The following is a 22501-nucleotide window of genomic DNA, read 5'->3' on the forward strand; positions in this document are numbered from 1 at the left end:
CCGCCCCTGTTCAGGGCGTCACCGCGGCTACGGGTTCAACCGGCTGCAAGCCGGGAATTCCTTAGCCTTCGGAGCGATAATTCCAGGAAAAACGGCGCGCGCGTACAGCAGAGGTCGGGGCGGCTACGGTGGTCATCTTCCATCCGCTAGTCAAAGTAATCATTTTTTCCCAACCTCCTTTTCTGTACTGCCATTACCTCAGCTGACTGGCTGGATAATGCGCGCCTGGACCCTGGCAAGACGCTCTGGGGTCATAAAGTAAATTACCCTACGTCTACGGCAATTCCTAGCCAGTTGGCGGTAATTTCCCAAAAAAGTTTAGAAAACTTTGTTTACAGACCCCATCGGACGATCGCCGGGGTCTTTTTGTCCCAGCCCAAAGTGCACACCTTGGCCGTCCCCAGGATGAAGTGCCGGCCCTCAACGGGGGACAATTCCAGCCAGCGGGCAGTCAGGATCCTGGAGAAGTGGCCATGTGCCACCACCAGGACGTTGTCCAGGCCGGATTCGAGTACCCGGGCAATGATCTTGTCTGCACGCGCCGCTACGTCTTCGAGCGCTTCGCCGTTGGGGACGCCGTGGGTCCAGATCAGGTAGTCGGGGTTGTCCTTGCGGATCAGGTCCGAGCTGATGCCTTCGTAGTCGCCGTAATTCCATTCCACGGCCAGCGGTTCGCGCTGTGCGTCCGGGAAGCCTGCCAGCTCGGCAGTACGCCGGGCGCGCCGGAGCGGGGAAGTGAGGACCAGGTCAAAGTCGATCGCATCCAGCACGCGGCGGGCCTCCACGGCCTGCTGCTCGCCTTCCACGGTGAGCGGCAGGTCGGTGAGGCCGGTGTACTGGCCGCTCTTGGACCATTCGGTCTCGCCGTGGCGCAGGATCCACAACTGGGGGCGGGCAATGCTGGCTGGATCGCTCACTTTGACTCCTTCTGTGCGGAATGTTCGACGGCGGTAAGGTCACCGGAGGCGTCCCCAGCAGCTGCGGACTCGGGTTGTTCGGCCCACCAGGCCAGGAGCCGGGACTCGGCGTCGTCCGGTTCAAGGGGCCCGTGTTCCATCCGGAGCTCCAGCAGGTACTTGTAGGCCCGGCCCACCACGGGGCCCGGTTTCAGGTCCAGGAGCGCCATGATGCGGGCTCCATCCAGGTCCGGGCGGACGGCTTCGAGGGACTCGCGTTCGCGCAGCTCTGCGATCCGGGCTTCGAGGTCGTCATAGGCAAAGGACAGGCGGTCCGCTTTTTTCTGGTTGCGGGTTGTGACGTCGGACCGTGTGAGCCGGTGCAGGCGCTCCAGCAGCGGGCCGGCATCCGTGACGTAGCGGCGGACGGCGGAGTCGCTCCAGCCGGCTTCCCCGTAGCCATAAAAGCGCATGTGCAGCTCCACCAGCCGCGCCACTGCCTTGGTGGTGTCGTTGTCGAAGCGGAGCGCCTTCATGCGTTTTGTGGTGAGTTTTGATCCCACCATGTCGTGATGGCGGAAGGACACCGCACCGCCCGGTTCAAAGCGGCGCGTAGCCGGCTTGCCGACGTCGTGCATCAAGGCCGCAAACCGCAGCACAAAGTCAGGGCCGGGAACGGCACCTTCCGCGTCTGTTTCCAACGCCGCAGCCTGCTCCAGGACCTGGAGGGAGTGCTGGTAGACGTCCTTGTGGCGGTGGTGCTCGTCCGATTCCAGGCGCAGGGCTGAGACCTCGGGCAGCACAATGTCTGCCAGTCCCGTTTCCACCAGAAGGTCCACGCCGATCCGTGGCTGGGCGCCGCAGATGAGCTTGGTCAGTTCGTCCCGTACCCGTTCTGCGGAGATGATGCTGATCCGCCCGGCCATGCCCGTCATGGCCTGGCGGACGTCGTCGCGCACGGAGACGCCCAGCTGCGAGGCAAACCGGGCGGCGCGCATCATGCGCAGCGGGTCATCGGAGAAGGAGTCTTCAGGGGCTCCTGGGGTGGCCAGCACAGAGGCGTGGAGGTCGCGGACACCGCCGTAGGGGTCAACGAGTTCCAGGGTCGGCAGCCGGAGCGCCATGGCGTTGATGGTGAAGTCCCGGCGCTGCAGGTCATCGTTCAGGGAGGATCCGAAGGCCACTACCGGCTTGCGGGATTCGGAGTCGTAGGCCTCGGCCCGGTATGTGGTGATCTCGATCTGGAAGCCGGCCTTGCGCATGCCGATGGTTCCGAAGGCCCTGCCGATTTCCCAGTAGGCGTCTGCCCACTTCTTGATCAGGCCAAGGGTCTGGTCCGGAGTGGCATCCGTGGTGAAGTCCAGGTCCGGCGATGTGCGGCCCAGGAAGAGGTCCCGGACTGGCCCGCCCACCAGGGAAAGCTCATGGCCGGCGTCAACAAAGCGCTGCCCGAGTTCCAGGACCACGGGGTCCACCTCGAAGGCAACTGTCTGGAGATCTGACTTGTGATGTGCGTGCGCCATAGTTACTTAAGCTTGGCAGAAAGAACGGGCAGTGGACGCCAGAATTGCCCGCGGATCCGCGCCGGGTTCCGGAAATGCCCGGTTGGCGCCGTTGCTCCCCGTCCATCTGCAAGTCATGTTCCGGTCATCATCAGTGGGCAAGAGTAGTTAGAGTGGACCTCATGGCACATCCCGTACCGAGCGCTCCCGGCAGGAGGACAAACGCACCGTTGCCATCGGCAATCGGTGCCCACGTCGCGCCTGTCCAGCCCTCGGCCGCGGCACAGCTGCCCACAGTGGAGGAAGTTTCCGCCGGAGGCGTTGTTGTTGATACTTCCGACGACGTCCTGCGGGTTGCGATCATCGCCCGCCTTAACCGGGGCGGACGGCTGGAATGGTGCCTGCCGAAGGGGCATCCGGAAGGCCGGGAGAACAACGAAGAGGCCGCCGTCCGGGAGATCGCGGAGGAAACCGGCATTGACGGCCGCATCCTGGCGCCCCTGGGAAGCATCGACTACTGGTTCACCGTCAGCGGCCACCGCGTGCACAAGACTGTCCATCACTACCTGCTGCAGGCAACGGGCGGCCAGCTCACCATCGAGAACGATCCCGATCATGAGGCCGTGGACGTTGCCTGGGTGCCCATTGCCGAGCTCGCACGGAAGCTTTCGTTTCCGAATGAGCGGCGCATCGCGGACCTGGCCAAGGAAGTCCTTCCGGAGCACCTCTAGCCGGGATCCGTTCATGGAAGTGGCTGTCCTGAAATGCCGGTCCCGCTGCGGCGGTACGCGGATACGGGCTTCCGGGTGAGACGATGAAGCAGATGTCAAGCAACTTTGCCGCCCGGGATTCCGGGTCCCAGGAACAACGGCCAGTCGATCCGCAACCGGATGACCAGCCGTCCCGTACCCTGCCCACGCAGTCCAGTGAAACCCGTTCCAGTGCCATCATGGCCGCGGGAACCCTGGCCTCGCGGCTGCTGGGCTTCGCCAAGACCTGGATGCTGGCTGCCGCCCTGGGCCTGGGCTCCACTGTTAATGACACCTTCATCAACGCCAACAACCTCCCCAACCTCATCTTCCTGCTGGTAGCCGGTGGAACCTTCAATGCTGTGCTGGTCCCGCAGATCATCAAGGCCAGCAAGGCCCCGGACAGGGGAGCCGACTACATCAGCAGGCTCCTGACGCTGGCGGTCCTGGTGCTGTTGAGCCTGACGGCGCTGGTCACCATCCTGGCCCCCTTCGTCATTGATGCCACTACGCAGGGATATTCGCCCCAGCAGAAGGCGCTGGCGGTCACTTTCGCGTTTTGGTGCCTGCCGCAGATCTTCTTCTACGGCCTCTACGCCCTTCTTACCCAGGTCCTGAACGCCAACGGGGCCTTCGGGCCAGCCATGTGGGCGCCCATCCTTAATAACCTGGTAGCCATCGCCGGCCTGGGCATGTTCATCTGGATCTTCGGCGCCAACATCACCAATCCGCACACCCTGGAGAACTGGGGTCCAACGCAGACCCTGATGGTGGCCGGCTTCTCCACGTTCGGGGTGGTGGCCCAAACGGCCATCCTGCTGATTCCCGTCATCCGGCTGAAGCTGGGCCTGCGGCCGCGGTTCGGGTGGCGTGGCGTAGGGCTGGGCCAGGCCGCCAGGTTGGGCGTATGGACCCTGGTGACCACCGTTGTGGGTCAGGCAGCGTTCCTGTACGTCATGAGGATCGCCACCATCCCAGGTGCAGAGCGTGTGCGGCTGGGCCCTCCAGGGGAGAACTCTCCCCGGATTCCCGGCAACGCCGTGCTGGAAGTGGCCAGCCAGTTGTACCTGTTGCCGCACTCAGTCATCGCGCTCTCACTGGCCACCGTCCTGTTCAACCGGATGACCCATGCGGCCCAGGACGGCAACCGCGACAGCCTCCGTGACGCGCTGTCCCACGGCCTGCGGACCATGGCCGTGGCAACTGTTTTCGGCGCCCTGGCGCTCTTTGCGCTGGCCGGCCCGCTGGGCATGTTCTTCTCCGGCGGTGACGGTGGCGACGGCGTAATGCTGGCGCAGACCCTCACCATCCTTGCCCTCAGCACCCCGTTCCTCAGTGCCAACTTCATGATGTCCCGGGTGTTCTATGCCAACGAGGACGCCAAGACGCCGTTCTACATCCAGTTGCTGCTGGCAGTGCTCTACCTGGTGGGCGCGTTCGCCATCCAGTTCCTGCCGCCGGAACAGATCATCTACGCGATCGCTGCCCTGTACACCGTGGGAAACATTATGTCCGTGGTGATCAGCGCCATCTTCCTGCGCCGTCTCCTGGGGCACTTGGACGGCCCGCGCATCGCCAATTCCTACATCCGGATGGGGTACGCGGCCCTTGGTTCCGCCGTCGTGGGCATCCTGGCGCTCTGGCTCCTGGGTACCTACAGTGCGGACGGTTTTGCCTGGAGTTCACGCCCCGCCGCCCTGATCACCCTTGCCGTGGCCGGACCGGTGATGCTGGTGGCGTACCTCTTCCTCCTCAAGCTTTTCCGCGTCTCCGAACTGCGTGACCTGCTTCGGCCGCTGCTGGGGCGCCTCGGGCGCGGTTCCGGACCCATGGCTGACGGTTTCGGGGCTGACCGGAGCCAGGGCCCGACGACGGAGCACACCACGGTCTCTGCCGACACCGGACTGATTCCCAGCATTTCGGGCGAGTTCGACACCGGCTCGTTCCGCGCCGCTCGCGTTGACCCGGAGCCGCCTGCCGCGCCGCCTGCGGCTTCATCGGGGGATCCGTCAGGAGATTCATCCGGGGATTCGTCCAAAGATCAGCTCCCGGAGGACCACCCGATTCCCGGCCGCCGGACCTACCAGGGTCCGGCCGGCAGCAACCCGCATTTTCCGCGCGATCTGAGCTGATCAACGGCCCGGCGACGGGCTCCATCCCGGCTTGGTGCCTGCCTTTCGGCTAGGATCGGACAGGAACGAAGGTAGTTGCGGACGTTGTCCGGCGGCGTGCCGAAGGGCCTTTGCACGGTGGCGGTAAGATCCGCGCCGGCAATTCCCGGACAGTCTAGGAGGAACACGTGTCCCAGCCGATCGATGTTGGCTCAGTACTTGGCGGCCGCTACAAGGTCACGGCCACGGTGTTGACCTCGCACGACCAGGATCTGGTGCTCGATGGAGTTGACCAGGTACTTAACCGGCCCGTCAGCATCCTCGTTGCCGGCCCCTCCAACAATGAGCAGGTGGCCGCCAGCGCCCGCGAAGTGGCCACCGGCCAGCGTCCCGGAAGCGTCCAGGTCCTGGACCTCGGGGTCAGCGAAGACACCACGTACCTGATCACCAACCACACCTCCGCGGCTGAGCTGCTGGACCTGCTGGTGGCCCCGAATCCTCCGTATGTTGAGCCGTTCTTCACGGACACCCTGGGCAGCGAGATCTTCGGCCAGCCCCGGTCCCATGAACCGGAAGAGGACCACGACGGCGGCGCCGGCTACATCCGGTACCAGGACTCCCACCCCAGCCAGGTCAGCCCTTACCCGGCTGCCGCTGCAGGCCACGTACCGCCGGTTCCAACCACGCGACCAAGTTCCGCTGTTCCCGCAGCGCCTGAGGCCCCGCCCTCCGCGCCCTCCACTGAACCAACCCCGGCGGCCGCCGCCGCGTCCCCTGAGTCCCGGCCTGCCGACGCCCACCGGGAAAAGCCTGCCGACGCCGACCAGACCGAAGAAAAAGCTCCGGGCACACCCGCCTATGGCACGGCTGCTGCGGCAGGTGCCGCTGGCGCTGCTGCTGTTGCGGCTTCCTCCAACCGCGAAGAAGCGTCGCCCAAGGTCTCGCTGTGGTCAGAAGACGACTACGCGAACGACTCACGCCAGGATGCTGCCGAAGACACCGATCCCGAGCGGGACCGTCCGGCCGCAGCGTTCCCTGCTTTCGCCCGTTCAGCCACCGCAGGTGCGGGCGCTGGCGCGGCTACCGTGAGTCCCGCCGTCGCGGAATATGACGACGACGTTGATGACGATGGCAAGGAACCGCGCTCCATGCGCTGGCTGGTTGGCGGGCTGCTCGCCGTTATACTCATCGCTGGCCTGGTGTTCGCCCTGACGCGACTGGGTTCGCTGTTCCCGTCCGATGATCCCGTGGCCAACGAGCCCACACAGTCCACCCCGGTTGCCACTGAAGCTTCCCCGGGGGAGGCCACTCCTACGAATTCCGCTCCTGCGGCAGTAACCCCGGTCATCGAAAGCATCACCCGCCAGGGCCAGTTCGATTTTGCGTCCACTTATGACGTGGACCTCGTCAAGGCGTATGACGGCAATCCGGCCAGCTTCTGGTCCAACATGGAATTCGCCACCGAAAACTGGGGAGGTCTGGTCCAGGGCGGAGTCCCGCTGGTGATCAAGCTCCAGGAACCGTCCACCGTTTCCTCGATCACACTCACGCAGCTCGGCGCTTCGGGCGGCCGCATCAACGTCCTCACTAACGACAGGCCGTCGCTGGAAGGCGCCAAGCAGGTGGGCACCAACAGCTTCACGTCCACGGACCTGACCATGCCCTTGGCCGCGCCTGTCACGGCCCAGTACGTCATCGTGCAGATTGATACCCTGCCGCGGCTGGCTGTGCCGAAGACGCAGTACAGCTACGGATTGCGGCTTGCCGAGGTCCGGGTTCAGTAACCGGCGGTCCGTCAGGAACGTCATCTGACCCCGGGGAGCGGGGTCCCAGACGGTACCCTGTTAAGGCGTCCTGCGGCTGGCACTTCTCTTGGTGTGTGTTGATTGCACGGTGTTGACCTGGTCGATGCCCGGAGTATGGCGCATCACTCCCATGGCTGGAATATTCAGCAAATGGAATCAGTTGTGCAATGAGCCGGCAGTGAAATGCAGGCGCATCGACCAAGGAAGAGGTTCACCGTTCAGTGAGCAACGCAGAAAACACCGCGTCAGACGTACGTGATGTCATCATCGTCGGCTCTGGCCCGGCTGGTTACACGGCAGCGGTTTACACGGCCCGCGCCAATCTCAAGCCTTTGCTCCTGGCGGGATCAGTGACCGCCGGCGGTGAACTGATGAACACCACTGATGTGGAGAATTACCCGGGCTTCCCAGATGGCATCATGGGCCCGGACCTGATGGAGAACTTCGAGAAGCAGGCTGCGCGCTTCGGCACGGAGATCCAGTTTGAGGATGTCACCTCACTGGAGCTCGACGGCGATATCAAGACTGTCACCATCGGCACCGGTGAATCCTTCCGCGCACGTTCTATCATTCTGTCCACGGGTTCTGCCTACCGCGAGCTGGGCCTTCCCAATGAGAAGCGCCTGTCAGGCCACGGTGTCAGCTGGTGTGCAACCTGCGATGGTTTCTTTTTCAAGGACCAGGACATCGCCGTTATTGGCGGCGGGGACTCCGCCATGGAAGAGGCACTCTTCCTGACGAAGTTCGCCAAGTCCGTGACCGTCGTGCACCGACGGGATACTCTGCGGGCTTCGAAGATCATGGCAGACCGCGCACTGGCCCACGAGAAGATCAACTTCGTCTGGAACACCGCCGTTGAGGACGTCATCGGCGGTGACAAGGTCACCGGCCTGAAGCTCAAGAACCTCGTGGACGGGACCGAGTCTGAACTCTCGGTTACAGGCGTGTTTGTGGCCATCGGTAACGACCCCCGCACGGATCTGGTCAAGGATGTCCTGGACCTCACTCCGGAAGGCACCATCGCCGTAGAGGGCCGCACCTCCAAGACCAGCCTCAAGGGCGTCTTCGCCGCCGGGGATGTCATCGACCCCACGTACCGCCAGGCCATCACGGCGTCCGGATCCGGCTGTGTCGCAGCCATCGACGTCGAGCACTACCTGGCCAGCCTCAATTCCTGATCAAGCCGTACCACTAGAAAGCGAGAACGCTCATGAGCAATGCAAAAGAAGTAACTGACGCCAGCTTCGGAACTGATGTCCTGTCTGCCGGCAAGCCGGTCATCGTGGATTTCTGGGCAGAGTGGTGCGGTCCGTGCCGCAAGCTTGGACCCATCCTGGACGAAATCTCCGTTGAGTACAGCGACAAGGTGGACGTCGTCAAGCTCAACGTTGACGACAACCCCGCCATCGCGGCCCAGTACGGCATCACCTCAATTCCTGCCGTCTACCTCTTCGAAGGTGGCCAGGTGAAGAACACGGTGATCGGTGCCAAGCCGAAGCAGTTCTTCGAGAAGGAGTTCGCGGACGTACTGTCCTAGTCTCCAACAGCTCTCAACAGGCCGTTCCTCCTCTCGGGGAGGGGCGGCCTGTTTTGTTTGGTCGTTGGGGGAGGCGCTGGCTCGGTCAACGACGCCCCCTAATCCACCTAGTCCACCCGTAGCCCGGCGACTTGAACGGTCAGTGGGCGAGAGAACCTCTTGACCAACACTTTCGCCCGTTCTACAACCCGCTGCTGTTGATTCTGCCGTGTTACACATCGCGCAGGGATCTGCATGCCGAATATCGCAGCTACATAGGCAAGTTTGCCTCGAAATTCCAGCTCTTCGCGCGCAAACTGCTGTAAGGGCCGTGTCGTTGACTCCAGGATCAAGCTCGGAGGAAGTGGGGTTCGCTGCCGCACGGGATCTTGCTCGTTTGCGATAGCTTCCATGCTCAGCGTTTCACGTGAAACATCCGCCGAAGAGAGGAAGCCCAAACGCATCTATCCAATTGATCGACACCCAAATGGCCACAAGGAACTCTGCGAAAAATGTTTCACGTGAAACCATCGACGAAATCTCCGGTAGTGGGCTCACGGCACCTGCGAATCGAAAGCCACCATCGACAGATATCGCTCCACGCACAAACATCCGCACCCGTCATTGCCCTTGCCTTTGCACTTGCACTTGCACTCGCACTCGCACTCGCACTTGGACTTGGACCTAAGCTGGCGCCCACGGCCTACAGCAGGTCAGTATTCGTCTCCGCCAGGTCCAGCAACTACTAAGCTCCGACATCGACAAACCAGGTCAGCGGTCTACTCCAAAACCTGGCTGTAGGTGTGCCAGAAGCCCACCGGCCGCCCATGTTTCACGTGAAACATGCTCGACGTGGTTTCAAGCGTTACCAATCCGGCACCGGCGTCCTTGTTCTCAGAGATCTTCGTAGCCCACGGGCGACGCAGTTGGCCCCGAGGACCACACGCGATCTCGTTTTGTCGAAGTCGGAGTCGATTGAGCTGCCAACGCTACGGTCAGCGACCTTTCCTGATACAGCGGCAGTATCACCAATGAACGCTTCACCGATGAATAAATACGCTCCGACAACGCACGAGTTTCACGTGAAACATCCCGCAGAACCCGAGCGGCTGCAGCTGGCAGGCAGGGGAATACAAAAACCTCCTTCGCTAGCAGTCAGGACAACAGGGGACATCCTAGAAACCTCCCAGACCGGACGTCAGTTATCCCTACTTCGACGAACCCCAACAACTCGGCGGATGACGGCGGAACAATACTCTCCCTCAACGTAGTCGACGGAGAGGGCCCTCACCCCAGGGTTCCCGCGGTGCTTGTACCTCCGCCGGAGACCGACACCCTCCAACAGGGTCCATTACCAGGCAGCTTCTACAGCCCGAGCTTGGGCTTGGCCCGTGCAACGCCCGTTTCCTGTCTGCGCAGCTCGGCAGGGGCCCGTTGCATGTCCCAGGAACAGTGGCATCGCGAGACAAAGCCTCGGGCCGCGACAGCAGCGCGGACCAACATGCGGTCAGCGCCGAGCTCTGCCGTATCCGTGCACTGCGGAAGACTCACCTGTAGTCCAAATGCCTGGCAGTCGAAAGACTAGACCGTCGACACGCACACGGTCACAACGTCCGCCGGAACGCATACAGGCCCGCACGCCGGCTCACAAGGACCATCAGGATCACCAGGACCACCACGACCACCAGCCATGACTGGGCTACGTAACTGGCGGCGCTGTTCTCAATCGAGCATCCGACAAGAGCCGAACCGACCGTGTCATCGTGTCAAAGATGCTACGTCGGGCATCTGGTGGTGCCACCCATAGCGAAATGTCGATGTGAGGGAATCCAGCTGGGAGAGGGAGCTACGGTCTATATAGTCTCAGTCAGTATCCGCGCGGCCCATAGCATCGGTTCGGCCGATGAGCTCTGCATTGAACAACACAGAGGACGGCCGGACGGGAAGACGGCACCTGCGCTCCAAGGCAGCACGTGACTTCACCCAAGGACTGTTTCACGTGAAACACATCCACAGCAGACAGCAGCGACGTGGGCCCAAAGGAAGAAACAAGAAGCCACTATTGCTAAGCCGGCTGTAAGAGTGCATCGGTCATTCAGAGGACATGCGTCTATACCGCGAAACTCTTCGGCCGATCCGCAGCAAACTCAGTCCGAAATCAGCTCCCCCATCCACCACGCCATCGACCGCCAGGATCATGAGAGTGGCGCATACAAGGGACCCGCCCAGCTCGCACCGCAGTTGCCGAGGCTATTGCCGTGGCCCTTGTGGCCAGGAGGTCTGTGACCCGCATGAACCGCATGAGCCGAACGGTGAGCGGCGAACGCGGCCACGGGGCACTGCTCGATCCGACAACGCACCCGCCAAATATCCACAGCGTTTTCCACAGCCAGTCATCCACAGAATTCCAGGAGCTGTGGATAACTAGGAACCTGAATCAGCCCGCTTGCCAAGTGAGAAACCATCCCGTGCCCGTACAACCTTCATCGGGGGTCGCGGCGTGGGAGGACAGTGACCGTGCCGCGAACGGCCAAAACGCCGCAAAATTTGCCGTGGATGGAACGGATATGACTGATTTAGGGCGAGTCTTGTGGATATTGAGTTAGAAACAGACTCGAAAGAGGGGTGCAGCATGTTTCACGTGAAACATGCCGGACAATTTTTGGTTGCCCTCGTGGCCTGGTTTGTACCTACCAATCTTCATGACCGGGAACCAGCTGTGGAGAAATCGCGTATGAGCGAGGCCAGTAATCCACACAGTTATCCACAAGCAAAAGACAGCGGGGTCGTGCCGCCACTACAGCGGCACTACGGCTGTGTAGAGACCATCCACTTCGACAGCGACATGATGCGAGGGACGCTAGCACCAACTGAGGCGCATGCGCCTTCGGGTCCATCGCGCTAATGCGTCTATCTGAAGAGCAGCATCAACATGCCACCAGCTGCTGGCGAGAATGTCGGTTGTGAGTCCCATAGTCCTGGGCGTAGGCCGGAAGCCAAGATGATCAGCTGTGTCGCAAGTTCCGCTCACACCTAGGGGGAGCGAAGCTCCGGAACTCTTGTCCGGAGTGCCGCACGTGCGTTGCCCTACCTAGGCCCGGATAGGGCGCAGCTGGTCCACACACCAACTTGGCTGGGCGCTTCGAACCACAGGTCGTCTACCAAGCTCTCATACCCTTTCCATCAGCGATGTGTCAACGGCAACTTAGAAATGACCGGTGGCGGCAGGTTGGTTTGCCCGCTGGTGGCAGGTGAGTGACCGGTCGCGGCAAGTATTTTTGGACAGGGTCAGGTGCCCCGGGCGTGCCGGGTTTCGGGGCGCCTGACCGGGGGTTTGGGTTAGCTCATGGGTCGGGTTCCTTTCCCGTTTTGGGCTTGCATAAGCCGGACGGACTCGCCGCTGGTTTGGCAGAGGTGGGCGTGATGGAGAAGCCGGTCCACGGTCGCGGTGGCAATGGTTTTGGGCATGAGCTCATCGAACCCGGAGGGGTGGATGTTCGAGCTGATCGCCAGGGACCGTTTCTCGTAGGAGGCTTCCACGACCCGGTAGAAGCCCTCGCCGCGTCGGCGGAGACCGGCAACAGGCCTATATCGTCGATACAAATCAAATCCACGTTGGTGGCGCGGGTGATGGCTTTGTTGACGCTGTCATCAATCCGGTGCCGTCGCACGAGCGCGCCGAGGTCTTCCATGCTGAGCCAGGACACGGACATGCCCTGATCGATGGCCTGCTGGCCGAGGGCTTCCAGGAGCAGGGTCTTACCTGTGCCGGAGGGCCCGCAGGCAATCAGGTTCTCCCGGCGCCGCACCCATTCCAGGGTCCGCAGAAACGACGTTGTCGCGGCCGGGAGGGTGGAGAGGGCCTCGTCCCAGACATCGAAGGTCTTCCCGGTGGGGAATCCTGCGCGTTTGCGCCGGGTGGCCAGCATCGACCGGTTCCGGCCGGTGGCTTCGGCTTCGAGCAGGACGCGGACGACTTCGGTGGGGTCCCAGCGTTGGGCTTTCGCGGTGGCCAGGACGTCGGCGACCACCGCGCGGGCGTGCGGCATCCGGGTCGTGCGCATCAGCGCGATCACGTTCTCTACCGCCGTATCGGCCAGGGGCCGGGTCATGGTTTTAGCGCTCATCGATGGCTCCTTCAAGATCGCCGTCAACGGCGGGGCCGGTGGTCGGCGCGGTGGTGGGTGTCGTGCCGAAGTTGGCCCAGGAGCCGGTGCCCTGGCTCAGCCATTGGCCTTGGTCGGTGACGGTGTGGATGATGCTGGTTGTGTGGCTTGTGGCGTTGCCGGTGTTGACGATGGAGAGCAGGTCCTCGTGGGTGAAGCGCTGATGCACCGCTGCCGCTCCCAGGCCCTTGTCGACCTCGTCGGCGCCGAGGACCTTGGCCAGGGTGACGGCGCGTTCCATTTTGTGCCGGATCTTTCCGGTGCCGGCGGCGGCTGCTTCCTTGAGCCAGAGCGCTGCGCCGGCGCCGAGAGCGAGGAACTCTTCCTCGGCCTTGTTGGTCGGGCGGATCACCCGTTCCAGGGCCCCGGAAGGGGCCGGCGGGAAGTGGCGTCGATGATCGCGGGGGTGCCGGGGCGGGTGAGTTTGTGCCGGGCGACCTCGACGGGGCCGGCGTTCCCGACGTGGACGATGACGACCTCGGTTTCGGTCCCGCGCACCCATACCATCTGACCCATCAGGGTGTGCGGGACGGAGTAGCGGGACTGCTGAAAGGTGATCATGGGCGTGTTCGGCGGGACCTGGCGGGTGTGGCCGAAACTCGCCGTCACCGGTGTCGCCGGGACCGGGTGCAACCTTGGTCCTTCGAGAACCCGGAGCATGTCCTTGGGGATCTCCAGCGTGGCCCGGTGCACCCTCGAATTTACCTCTTCCATGAACGCCTCACACGCAGCCTCCAGCTCGGCGAAGGACCGGTACTCGGGCAGCAGATTGGTCTCCTTCGGGACGAGGTCGGCTTTGGCGATCTTGACCGCGTTCTCCACTCCGCCCTTCGAGGCCGGGTCGGCCGGCAGGCAGGTCTGCAGCGAGGTTGAGTAGTGCTTGCTTGTAAAGGGCACGATCTGGTGGTTCCGGACCGGGATCCCGGCGACGTGCTCAACCGTGACGGTCTTCTCGTTATCGGTCAATACGTAGGTCGGGACCCCGCCGATCAGGCGGAACGTCCGGTCGAGGGCGGCGAACACGCTCGGCATGGTCTTATCCCGCAAAGCGATCACGATCCGGAACCGGGAGAACGCCAGCCAGGCCACGAACAGCACCGTCTTCACCCCGTCAACGACGGGCCCGTCGCCGTAGTCATACTGAAGCCACAGACCCGGCTCAGGAGTCCAGGGCCGGTGCACGCGCACGTTCCGGGCCCGGTATTTCGCCTTCAACTCAGCAAGCGTGGTCCTGGTCGTCCGCTCGCACCCGGTGAACCCCAAAGCCCGGAGCTTCTCATGCACCACGTCGCCGCGGATCTTCCCGCGGGACTGCTCGACCCAGGAGGCCATCTGCGGCAGGAACGGGTCGGTCATCCGGCCGCGTTGCCGGGCCACCGGCGCCTGCGCGCCTTCCTGGCGGGCCTTCACATACGAGCGGACCGTGTTGTGCGAAACGCCGCAGATCTTCGCGGCATCCCGGTACGACCGGGTCAAATCGTAAGCAGCTAAAATTTCCATGAACTCTCCTGGAGACTTCACAACGAGCCCCTTTCTTCCCACAACGGGTGAAATACAGACGATTGGCATCGCCATTTCACCGCGGAAGGAAGGGGCTCTCCCCGCAACGACACGAGGGATGGACAAGGGAATCCCAGCACGCCAAGCCACACACCGTGGCCTGCTGCTGTCCAAAAATCCTTGCCGCCGCCGGTCAAAACCACTGCCGCGAACGGTCAATCAGATTTTCCGTACCCGGTCAGTTTAAAGTTGCCGCTTACAGCGATGGCACGACGTGTAGTGACGCACGTTCACCGATACTGCACAGAGGTCACCAAGCGTTGTACTACACAGGACTGCCGGGGGACAGGTTCGAGACGCGCGGGCCCGCCGGTCCCCGGGTCGGCTGTAGGCGAGCACAGTCGGTGCACCGCCCCTCCGGACGAAAGCTGGAGAAAGGCCTCAGGACAGGGTGAGGGCACTTGCAGCCCTCCATGGCCTGGCAGTGACCCATGGGGCCCTCGCTGGCCTGACAGCCACCCATGGAACGGCCGGCGCCCACGCTGGCCTGACAGCCACCCATGGAACGGCCGGCGCCCACGCTGGCCTGACAGCCACCCATGAACGCCCGGGGCCCACGCTGGCCTGACAGCCACCCATGAACGCCCGGGGCCCACGCTGGCCTGACAGCCACCCATGAACGCCCGGGGCCCACGCTGGCCTGACAGGGACCCATGAATGCCACGCGGCCGCTGGGCCTGCTGAAGTGGCTCGCGACCTCGTGCAGTTCCCGGACGCCAGCTTGCGCGGTGTACTCCGGTCCCTGCGGTCCTTCACAAAGGCTTGTAGGCGAACGGATTCAGGGAGGAGGCGAGAGGTACAGCTTGCGAACATGTTTCACGTGAAACCTAGTCTCGGGCCGACTCGTGCTGGCTCCTTGATCCAGTCGCACGGGTGCACTGACTGGATCACAAGGTTCGAAGTTTCACGTGAAACTATGCGATGAGAAGCACAAAGCTCAAACTTCTTTCGTGCGGCCATTGGCCTATCTGCCAGAGCACTGCGGAATGTCCACGGAACACCTCCTGCCTGAGGGTGGAGTTTATGCTCAAAGCACCGCGTACGCGCTGGCCCAATGCTTGGCCAGAAACGATCTACGCGCTAATCACTACCCTGGCTATCAGGGCTACGGCGTTCGTCTGACGCCACCCAAGAGGGCCCCGCTGCCACAGGTAGGCCTCCTATACGTAAACGACACGAACACGAACCACTCCGCCTAGAGCTACCTGTTTCACGTGAAACATCCCACCGGGGGATCATGAAGTTTGTCGGGTACCGCTGGCATTGCGCATCAAAACTTGGCGCTACACCTCATGAGGAGACTCGTTTCACGTGAAACAGCAAGTACGCTTACCCGAGAACTGCGAATCTGGTTTGACGAGTCTCGAATCGCGCTCATCAAATGCGCTTAGGCCATTTCGAGAACCTCCTTCATGAACGCGGAGTCATGATTTGTCGGGGTCCAATTCGTCCGCGGTGGCATCGAGCACTCTGACTGACTATCTGGACGCTTCCGTAGACAGGCCCATCAGGCTCGAATTCATCGCAACCAGTTCATGCCCGCGTCCATGGATCATTGTCGACCTAGCACCGACCGCAGCAGGCGCCTTGGGCAGCGTACTCGGCCGGCAGCTCGGGAGCAGCGCTTGGCTTCACAGAATGCTGGCGACAGCGAAGCCGGTTGCTCCCAGCAGTCGTATGAGGGGCAGTAGCGGCAGTCGCAGTAGTGTTTCGTTGCCCTCTATGGAGTAATGGCGTGTTTCTGCGCAAGGAACGTTGATCTGATTTCGAATATGCACCGTCTACTGGGCCGTCGCGCGGCCGCCGCCTCAACACCACCCACGTCGGGCCACCTGGTCAGAATAAGTCTGTGCTTCACGTACCAATGCCCAAATACCAAGTATCTAAATTCCAAGTCGGCACCGCCGTCCGGGAGCGTAAGCATCAAAGCGTGACAACCGTAGACACAAAAGAGGCGCTGTTTCACGTGAAACAGCGCCTCAAATGCGGGTGAAGTCAGGAATCAGACCCTGGTGCCAAAACGTCCATAATGCGGTTCAAGTCCTCAACGCTGGCGAATTCAATGCTGACACGCCCTTTTCGGACGCCCAGGGAGATCTTCACGTTGGTGTCCAGGCGATCAGACAACGAGGAAGCCAGGTAGTCGAGGCGCTCGTGACGTGCGCCAGGGCGCGGGATGTTGTTCTTAGCCGGCTTGGCCGGATCCTGGTACATGGCTACGGCTTCTTCAGTGGCCCGCACCGACATGCCCTCAGCGACAATCTTCTGAGCCAAACGCTCCATGGCAGCCGCATCGGGCAGGGAAAGCAGTGCCCTGGCATGCCCGGCCGACAGTACGTTAGCGGCTACGCGACGCTGCACCAGCGCGGGAAGCTTCAGGAGGCGCAAGGTGTTGGATACCTGCGGCCGCGACCGGCCGAGTCGATCTGCGAGCTGTTCGTGGGTGGTTCCGAAGTCTTCGAGGAGCTGCTGGTACGCTGCGGCTTCTTCGAGAGGATTCAGCTGACTGCGGTGCAGGTTCTCCAGCAGTGCGTCACGAAGAAGGTCATCATCGGTGGTGTCACGGACGATGGCAGGGATGGTTTCAAGTCCAGCGGCCTGTACCGCCCGCCAGCGACGCTCACCCATAACGAGCTCATACGGCTCACTACCGGATTCAGTTGAAGTACGGACAACAATTGGCTGGAGGACGCCGATTTCCCTGACCGAGTGAACAAGCTCCGCCATGTCGTCTTCATCGAAGACAGAACGGGGCTGTTTACGGTTCGGGTGGATGTCCGATACCGGAATCTCGGCGAAACGGGCGCCAGGCACCTCAACCAGTTCCGGGCCGGACGGCGACTCAGGAACCACGACGTCCGCCTCGACGGCAACCGGGGCTTCATCAGTCGCAGGTTCCAATGCAGGAGCCTTTGCTGTATCAGCCGGAGCGGCGGCCTCAGACTTCGACGGCGCCTCACTCTTGGATGCTGCGGGCTTCTTTGCCGCTGCCGGCTTCCGGGCAGGTGCCTTCTTGGCTCCGCCAGCGGCTGAGGAACGGGAGTTGCCGGCAGAGGGGGCGGCTACTGGGTCAGTCGCCGCTTTGGCAGCCGGCGCCGCAGTGTCCGGGGCGTCGGTGACTGTTTCGGAGGCAGCAGGGCCCTTGGGCTGGCGGCTCTCCGGAAAGAACAGGTCCACCGGCCGGGAGGGGGCAGCACCATTGCCGGCTGTACCAACGGCAGCGGAACTCGGAATGAGCGCTCCGAGGCCGCGACCCAGACCACGTCGCTTTTCACTCATGGATAATTCCCTCCAGTGGATCAGCCCGGCGTGGCCCGGCTTGGTTGTTGCGGGTTTTTCGATTCTAACGTTCGGCAATTTCAGCAGCGGCTTCAAGGTAGGACAAGGCACCACTGGATGAGGGGTCGTAGGTCATGACCGTCTGCTGGTAACTGGGCGCCTCAGAGATCCGGACGGAGCGCGGCACAACAGCGGACAGCACCTGCTGCGGGAAGTGCTCACGTACCTCCGCGGCAACCTGCGCGGCCAGGTTGGTCCGGCCGTCATACATGGTGAGAAGGATGGTGGAGACTTCCAGGTCGGCATTCAGATGCTTCTGGATCATCTCGATGTTCTTCAGCAGCTGGCTCAGGCCCTCCAGGGCGTAGTACTCGCACTGGATGGGGATGAGTACCTCATTCGCCGCGCAGAAGGCGTTGACGGTAAGAAGTCCCAGGCTGGGCGGGCAGTCAATGAAGATGTAGTCCAGGGGAGGCTCACCCTTGGCCTCACGTGCCTTGGCATAGACGTCGATGGCCCGGCGCAGGCGCTGTTCCCGGGCAACCAGCGAAACGAGTTCGATCTCAGCGCCAGCCAGGTGAATGGTGGCCGGGGCGCAGATGAGGTTTGCAATGTCCGGGCAGGGGGCAACCACGTCCGCAAGCGGGAAGTCGTTGATCAGGACGTCATAGATGCTGTCTACGTCAGCGTGGTGCTCAACGCCGAGGGCCGTGGAGGCATTGCCCTGGGGATCAATGTCGATGACCAGGACGTTCAGCCCGGCACTGGCCAGGGCCGCTGCGATGTTGACGGTGGTGGTGGTCTTACCCACCCCGCCCTTCTGGTTGGAGACGGTGAAGATCCTGGTTTTGGAAGGCTTGGGCAGCTGGCGTCCCGCCAGCCGCTCCCGCCGTTTGTTCTCATGGGCCAGTTCGCGGGCGATAGGACTGGAATCATCCATCACGTCCATCACGTTGCTCTTGCCGTTCGTGGAAGTTTCACGTGAAACGGAAGGCATTTTTTGGCTCCCTGCAACTGATTGTGGTTTCGAAGCGAGAACCGGCGGAGCGGAGAAGGATCGTGCTGAGCCCAGGGACACAAACGGAGGAATCCGTTGTGTAGCCGGTTCACTGCTGCTCACTTCACACTCTCACTCTCGGTTCGCCTGTACCTGCCGTGGTCTAGCCTATCTGCTCCACCGTCATCCGGAGGGTCGCCGTCCCCGGACTAAGCAGATTTTCCGGACTTGTCGACGACGATCCGTACCACTGTGGTGGGCTCCTCCAGGAGGTCAGCACCTACCGTGACAACCGTGGTTTCCCGGCCGCCCATCCGCCGGATGACCTTCGCCGCCTTCTCAATCTCTTCACCGGCACTGCGGCCCTTAATGGCCACAACTTCACCCTTGCCGCCCAACAGCGGAATGGTCAGGCCGGCGAGGTTGGTCAGGGCCGAGACGGCGCGTGCGGTCACAACATCGGCCACCACGGTGCCGACAGCAAGCTCCGCACGGGAGCGCATGACAGTGACATTCTCCAGCTGGAGGTCATCCACCACTTCCTGGAGCCAGATAACCCGGCGTTCCAGTGGTTCAATAAGCGTCAGTTCCAGATCCGGCCGGGCGATGGCAAGGCAAAGGCCCGGCAGTCCCGCACCGCTACCGACGTCGGCAACATGGCTTCCGTGCGCGATCTCGCTTTCGATCACGGCGCAATTGAGCACGTGGCGGCTCCACAGCCGGGGAATTTCCCGCGGACCGATCAGCCCGCGTTCGGTGCCCGATGTGGCCAGGTGCTCCACGTAGCGCCTGGCAAGGTCCAGCCTGCTGCCGAAGATCTTTTCGGCAGCGGCCAACTCAGCTGGGGTGATGTCAACCATGGTTTCCGGTTCCTGGGGTGCTTTATTCGGCGGAAACAACAATGTGACGGCCGGCGCCTTCGCCCTCGGACTCACTGATGAGGCCAAGATCCGCGACGGCGTCGTGAACGATCTTGCGTTCGTAGGCACTCATGGGAGCCAGGGCTACCGGAGCACCGGATTCCTTGGCCTCAGCAACGGCGTCTTCGGCAATCTTCTGCAGGTGCCCTGCGCGTTCCTTGCGGTAGCCGTTGATGTCCAGGACCAGCCGCGAGCGGTTCTCGGTGGCGGACAGGACTGACAAACGGGTCAGTTCCTGAAGGGCTTCGAGTACTTCGCCGTCCTGGCCAACCAGTGCATCCAGGGCGTCCGATTCTTCCTCGGCAACGATCGAAATGTAGGTGCGCCCGTTGCGGACCTCGATGTCGATATCGCCATCGATGTCGGCAATGTCCAGCAGTTCCTCGAGGTAGTCAGCGGCAACATCGCCCTCTTCCTCAAGGCGGCCTGCTGCCGAGCCGGCGGAACCGGCTGCGGTGTCGGCCTCGGCTACGGAGTCATCGGCTGCAGTGTCAATCTCAGCTTCAGCGGAAGGAAACTGATCGGTGCTCTCAACAGACATTACTTCTTCTTCCTGTTCTTGCGTTGTGGCTGTACGCGCTGGCCCTTGGCCTGGGCAGCAACGGCAGCAGCGGCGTCGGCCTCTTCATCCTTCTTGCCCGTAAGGATGGACAGCGGCGGCAGGCCCTTGGCGGCACGGCGTTCGGCGAGGGCCTTCGCGGCGGGGGATCCCGGCGTCGGCATACGGCGGATCACGAAGAACTGCTGCGCCATGGTCCAGAGGTTGGTGGTGGTCCAGTAGATCAGCACACCGATGGGGAAGTTGATCCCGCCGACGCCGAAGACGATGGGCAGGATGTACAGCATCATCTTCTGCTGGCGCATGAAGGGGCTGGCCATGGCCTCTTCGGACATGTTCTTGGCCATGATCTGCTTCTGCGTGATGAACTGCGAGGCCGTCATGGCCAGGATCATGATGATCGAGAGGATCCAAACCGCAGTAAGGTTCCCTTCGCCTCCATGCAGAAGCGAAGCAGAAAGTGTGGCCCCAAAGATGGTCGAATCGTCGAACTGCACCACCTGGCCATGGCTCATGGCGCCAATGCCCTCGTTCCGGTCCCGGGCCGTGCTGATGCCGGAGAGCACCTGGAACAGCGCGAAGAAGAACGGCATCTGGATCAGCATGGGAAGGCAGGCGGAGAACGGGTTGGTGCCGTGCTTCTTGTACATGGCCATCTGTTCCTGCGCCATTGCCTGGCGGGACAGCTGATCGGTTTTGCCCTTGTACTTGTCCTGCAGCTTCTTCAGGTCAGGCTGCAGGAGCTGCATGCCGCGCTGGGCCTTGATCTGCTTGACGAAGACGGGAATCAGTGCGGCCCGAATCACCAGCACCAGGCCGATGATGGACAGGGTCCAGGTCCATCCGGAAGCCTCCGGCAGGCCAATGAAGGTCAGGCCCTCATGGAAGCCCACCATGATGATGGACACCAGCCATTTGAACGGAAACATGATTGTTTCAAAGAAGTCCATACGTTATCCCTATTCGTCAGGCCGCCGAGCGGCCTTCTTCATCAGTGCGAGCAGCCAGGAACCGGTCCGGGTTGTTCATCACAACAATTGTGGGGGTCTGTCCCGCCGGCCAATGCCTGTGCCCGGCGGGGACGTGGTCCACTCCGCCTGCGTTCCAGGGATGGCACCGTACCAGCCGGCGCGCGGCCAGCCAGGTGCCCTTAACGGCTCCGTGCACTGTGACAGCCTCAAGGGCGTAAGCAGAGCACGACGGAAAAAATCGGCAGACCTGGCCGTACAAGGGCGAAATCACCTTGCGGTAGGCCTTGAGAAGAAGAATCAGAATGTTCCGCGGCAGGTTCCAGACGGTCCTGCCCGCCACGGATGCCGCAAGTACAAGGAAGCGGACGACGGCGGCACTTGAGTCACGCACGTGCTGTCCCTTCCTGAGTGGTCCCGTTGGCGGCTGTGGTTCCATCTGCGGACTGTTCCAGGGAACCGGTCTGCGCGGCAGCCCGGTTTCCCAGACGCCTGATGGTGGACTCCAACGCATCGTTGTAGTCCGAGAGCAGCTGCTGCCAGCTTGCAGCGGCTGACGCGGGCAATGCCCGGACAACAATTGCATAGCCGGTGCCGTACTTTTTCAAGGACGCGGCTCCGGCTTCTCTCAGTCTCCTCTTAACGAGGTTCCTGGTCACGGCGTTCCCGACACTTTTGGAAACGATGAACCCGATGCGGCTGGGCTCACCAACAGGCAGGGCTGCCGCATATAACACTACGTTCCGGCGTCCATTGCGGACGCCGGAACGTACAGTTGTCGAAAAATCGGTGGAAGTCCTGAGGCGGTTACGGGTGGCCAGCACCTTCAAACTCGCAAAAGACTAAGAACCGACGAGTCAGTTATTTAAGCCGACAGCTCGGTGCGGCCCTTGCCACGACGGGCTGCCAGAATGGCACGGCCGGCGCGGGTACGCATACGAAGGCGGAAGCCGTGCTTCTTGGCTCGACGGCGGTTATTCGGCTGAAAAGTCCGCTTGCTCACGTTAGTTACTCCAGTGGATCAAAGGTGCGCCCACCCGATCAGTAAATGGGGAAGAACTGGCCGACGCTAAGTTTTGTATGCGCCGCTTCCCCCGGCTGCTCCAACGCCTGGCGTTAGAGGAATGCAGATGGGGCCAAAAAGCGGACACAAAGGACTTCACAACGTTAGGGCAAAAACCGGGTCCCAGTCAAACCGGGGCGCCCCGTGGAAGATATCCCCAACTGTGGTTATCCGCCCCCGTCAACCTGTGGATGAAGTGGCTCACACGACCGATTTTTGAACAACAACGGTGTAATTATCCACAAGCCACATCCCAGCTATCTTCTGGGCTTTTGATCCCCTAGAGTGTCCCAGTAGCCGATTATCCACGGTCTGTGCATAACCCTGTGGATGAGGCTGGGCCAACGCTTTGGTTCCGGACCTGCTGGCTGCACAAAAATGCAGGCCCGCAAGTTTGAGGAAACTGATTG

General features: G+C 62.1%; 16 protein-coding genes and 2 pseudogenes. 6 read left to right on the forward strand and 12 right to left on the reverse strand.

Translation table 11 applies throughout. From position 1 onward, the window contains the following. Positions 1-332 precede the first annotated feature (332 nt). Together ACPJW8_RS18000 and ACPJW8_RS18005 are read right to left on the reverse strand one after the other, a co-directional pair. Positions 333-917 (reverse strand): histidine phosphatase family protein, encoded by a 585-nt coding sequence (locus ACPJW8_RS18000; RefSeq protein WP_330188904.1) that lies wholly within the window; start codon positions 915-917, stop codon positions 333-335. Further along, positions 914-2419 (reverse strand): CCA tRNA nucleotidyltransferase, encoded by a 1506-nt coding sequence (locus tag ACPJW8_RS18005; RefSeq protein ID WP_330188905.1) that lies wholly within the window; start codon positions 2417-2419, stop codon positions 914-916. Before ACPJW8_RS18005 ends, ACPJW8_RS18000 begins: the two co-directional genes overlap by 4 nt. A gap of 161 nt (positions 2420-2580) precedes the next feature. On the opposite strand from ACPJW8_RS18005, the gene ACPJW8_RS18010 reads away from it, so the two are divergent. From ACPJW8_RS18010 to trxA, 5 genes are all read left to right on the forward strand, one after another. Further along, positions 2581-3129: an NUDIX hydrolase gene (locus ACPJW8_RS18010; RefSeq protein ID WP_330188906.1), complete on the forward strand. Its 549-nt coding sequence runs from the start codon at positions 2581-2583 to the stop codon at positions 3127-3129. 218 nt (positions 3130-3347) lie between these two features. Continuing rightward, positions 3348-5279: a murein biosynthesis integral membrane protein MurJ gene (murJ, locus tag ACPJW8_RS18015; protein ID WP_425256487.1), complete on the forward strand. Its 1932-nt coding sequence runs from the start codon at positions 3348-3350 to the stop codon at positions 5277-5279. Between the two features lie 167 nt (positions 5280-5446). Further along, entirely contained in the window at positions 5447-7042 is a 1596-nt protein-coding gene (locus ACPJW8_RS18020; protein ID WP_330188908.1) for an ABC transporter substrate-binding protein, read from the forward strand. Positions 7043-7284: 242 nt separating this feature from the next. Continuing rightward, positions 7285-8241 (forward strand): thioredoxin-disulfide reductase, encoded by a 957-nt coding sequence (gene trxB, locus ACPJW8_RS18025; protein WP_330188909.1) that lies wholly within the window; start codon positions 7285-7287, stop codon positions 8239-8241. A gap of 32 nt (positions 8242-8273) precedes the next feature. Further along, the gene (trxA, locus tag ACPJW8_RS18030; protein ID WP_330188910.1) at positions 8274-8600 is read left to right on the forward strand and encodes a thioredoxin; all 327 of its coding nucleotides are present in this window, start codon (positions 8274-8276) and stop codon (positions 8598-8600) included. 3318 nt (positions 8601-11918) lie between these two features. Here trxA and ACPJW8_RS18035 read toward each other — a convergent pair. Further along, a pseudogene (locus ACPJW8_RS18035) lies at positions 11919-12706 on the reverse strand (ATP-binding protein). Beyond that, positions 12696-14266, reverse strand: a pseudogene (gene istA / locus ACPJW8_RS18040) (IS21 family transposase). Before istA ends, ACPJW8_RS18035 begins: the two co-directional pseudogenes overlap by 11 nt. 430 nt (positions 14267-14696) lie before the next feature. Between istA and ACPJW8_RS18045 the strand changes: the two are divergent. Then, a complete protein-coding gene (locus ACPJW8_RS18045) occupies positions 14697-14873 on the forward strand; it encodes a hypothetical protein (protein WP_330188911.1) in 177 nt (58 codons plus the stop codon). Positions 14874-16300: 1427 nt separating this feature from the next. Here the strand turns inward: ACPJW8_RS18045 and ACPJW8_RS18050 are convergent. From ACPJW8_RS18050 to rpmH, 8 genes are all read right to left on the reverse strand, one after another. After that, positions 16301-17584, reverse strand: coding sequence for a ParB/RepB/Spo0J family partition protein (locus ACPJW8_RS18050; RefSeq protein WP_330188912.1), 1284 nt, complete (start codon positions 17582-17584; stop codon positions 16301-16303). A 64-nt stretch (positions 17585-17648) separates the two neighbouring features. Next, positions 17649-18704 carry a ParA family protein gene (locus ACPJW8_RS18055; RefSeq protein ID WP_330188913.1) on the reverse strand — a complete coding sequence of 352 codons (1056 nt, stop codon included), beginning with the start codon at positions 18702-18704 and terminating at the stop codon, positions 17649-17651. A gap of 86 nt (positions 18705-18790) precedes the next feature. Beyond that, on the reverse strand, positions 18791-19441 hold the full coding sequence (gene rsmG / locus ACPJW8_RS18060) for a 16S rRNA (guanine(527)-N(7))-methyltransferase RsmG (RefSeq protein ID WP_330188914.1): 651 nt from the start codon (positions 19439-19441) through the stop codon (positions 18791-18793). A 22-nt stretch (positions 19442-19463) separates the two neighbouring features. Then, positions 19464-20042 (reverse strand): protein jag, encoded by a 579-nt coding sequence (locus tag ACPJW8_RS18065; protein ID WP_330188915.1) that lies wholly within the window; start codon positions 20040-20042, stop codon positions 19464-19466. Next, complete coding sequence (gene yidC, locus ACPJW8_RS18070) at positions 20042-21010, reverse strand: membrane protein insertase YidC (protein ID WP_330188916.1); 969 nt, start codon at positions 21008-21010, stop codon at positions 20042-20044. The genes ACPJW8_RS18065 and yidC overlap by 1 nt, the downstream gene beginning before the upstream one ends. Positions 21011-21026: 16 nt before the next feature. After that, positions 21027-21467: a membrane protein insertion efficiency factor YidD gene (gene yidD, locus ACPJW8_RS18075; protein ID WP_425256378.1), complete on the reverse strand. Its 441-nt coding sequence runs from the start codon at positions 21465-21467 to the stop codon at positions 21027-21029. Beyond that, a complete protein-coding gene (gene rnpA, locus ACPJW8_RS18080; RefSeq protein WP_330189005.1) occupies positions 21415-21852 on the reverse strand; it encodes a ribonuclease P protein component in 438 nt (145 codons plus the stop codon). Before rnpA ends, yidD begins: the two co-directional genes overlap by 53 nt. Before the next feature lie 41 nt (positions 21853-21893). Further along, positions 21894-22031 (reverse strand): 50S ribosomal protein L34, encoded by a 138-nt coding sequence (gene rpmH, locus ACPJW8_RS18085; protein WP_003800212.1) that lies wholly within the window; start codon positions 22029-22031, stop codon positions 21894-21896. Positions 22032-22501 lie beyond the last annotated feature (470 nt).

Source organism: Pseudarthrobacter sp. J47 (assembly GCF_049810315.1).
In the GTDB taxonomy this organism is placed as follows: domain Bacteria; phylum Actinomycetota; class Actinomycetes; order Actinomycetales; family Micrococcaceae; genus Arthrobacter.

Coding starts and splice junctions, on each gene's coding strand:
- yidD (WP_425256378.1), bottom strand. CDS start 21,467: ATGGAACCACAGCCGCCAACGGGACCACTCAGGAAGGGACAGCACGTG.
- murJ (WP_425256487.1), top strand. CDS start 3,348: ATGGCCGCGGGAACCCTGGCCTCGCGGCTGCTGGGCTTCGCCAAGACC.
- ACPJW8_RS18050 (WP_330188912.1), bottom strand. CDS start 17,584: ATGAGTGAAAAGCGACGTGGTCTGGGTCGCGGCCTCGGAGCGCTCATT.
- trxA (WP_330188910.1), top strand. CDS start 8,274: ATGAGCAATGCAAAAGAAGTAACTGACGCCAGCTTCGGAACTGATGTC.
- ACPJW8_RS18005 (WP_330188905.1), bottom strand. CDS start 2,419: ATGGCGCACGCACATCACAAGTCAGATCTCCAGACAGTTGCCTTCGAG.
- yidC (WP_330188916.1), bottom strand. CDS start 21,010: ATGGACTTCTTTGAAACAATCATGTTTCCGTTCAAATGGCTGGTGTCC.
- ACPJW8_RS18065 (WP_330188915.1), bottom strand. CDS start 20,042: ATGTCTGTTGAGAGCACCGATCAGTTTCCTTCCGCTGAAGCTGAGATT.
- ACPJW8_RS18010 (WP_330188906.1), top strand. CDS start 2,581: ATGGCACATCCCGTACCGAGCGCTCCCGGCAGGAGGACAAACGCACCG.
- rsmG (WP_330188914.1), bottom strand. CDS start 19,441: ATGGTTGACATCACCCCAGCTGAGTTGGCCGCTGCCGAAAAGATCTTC.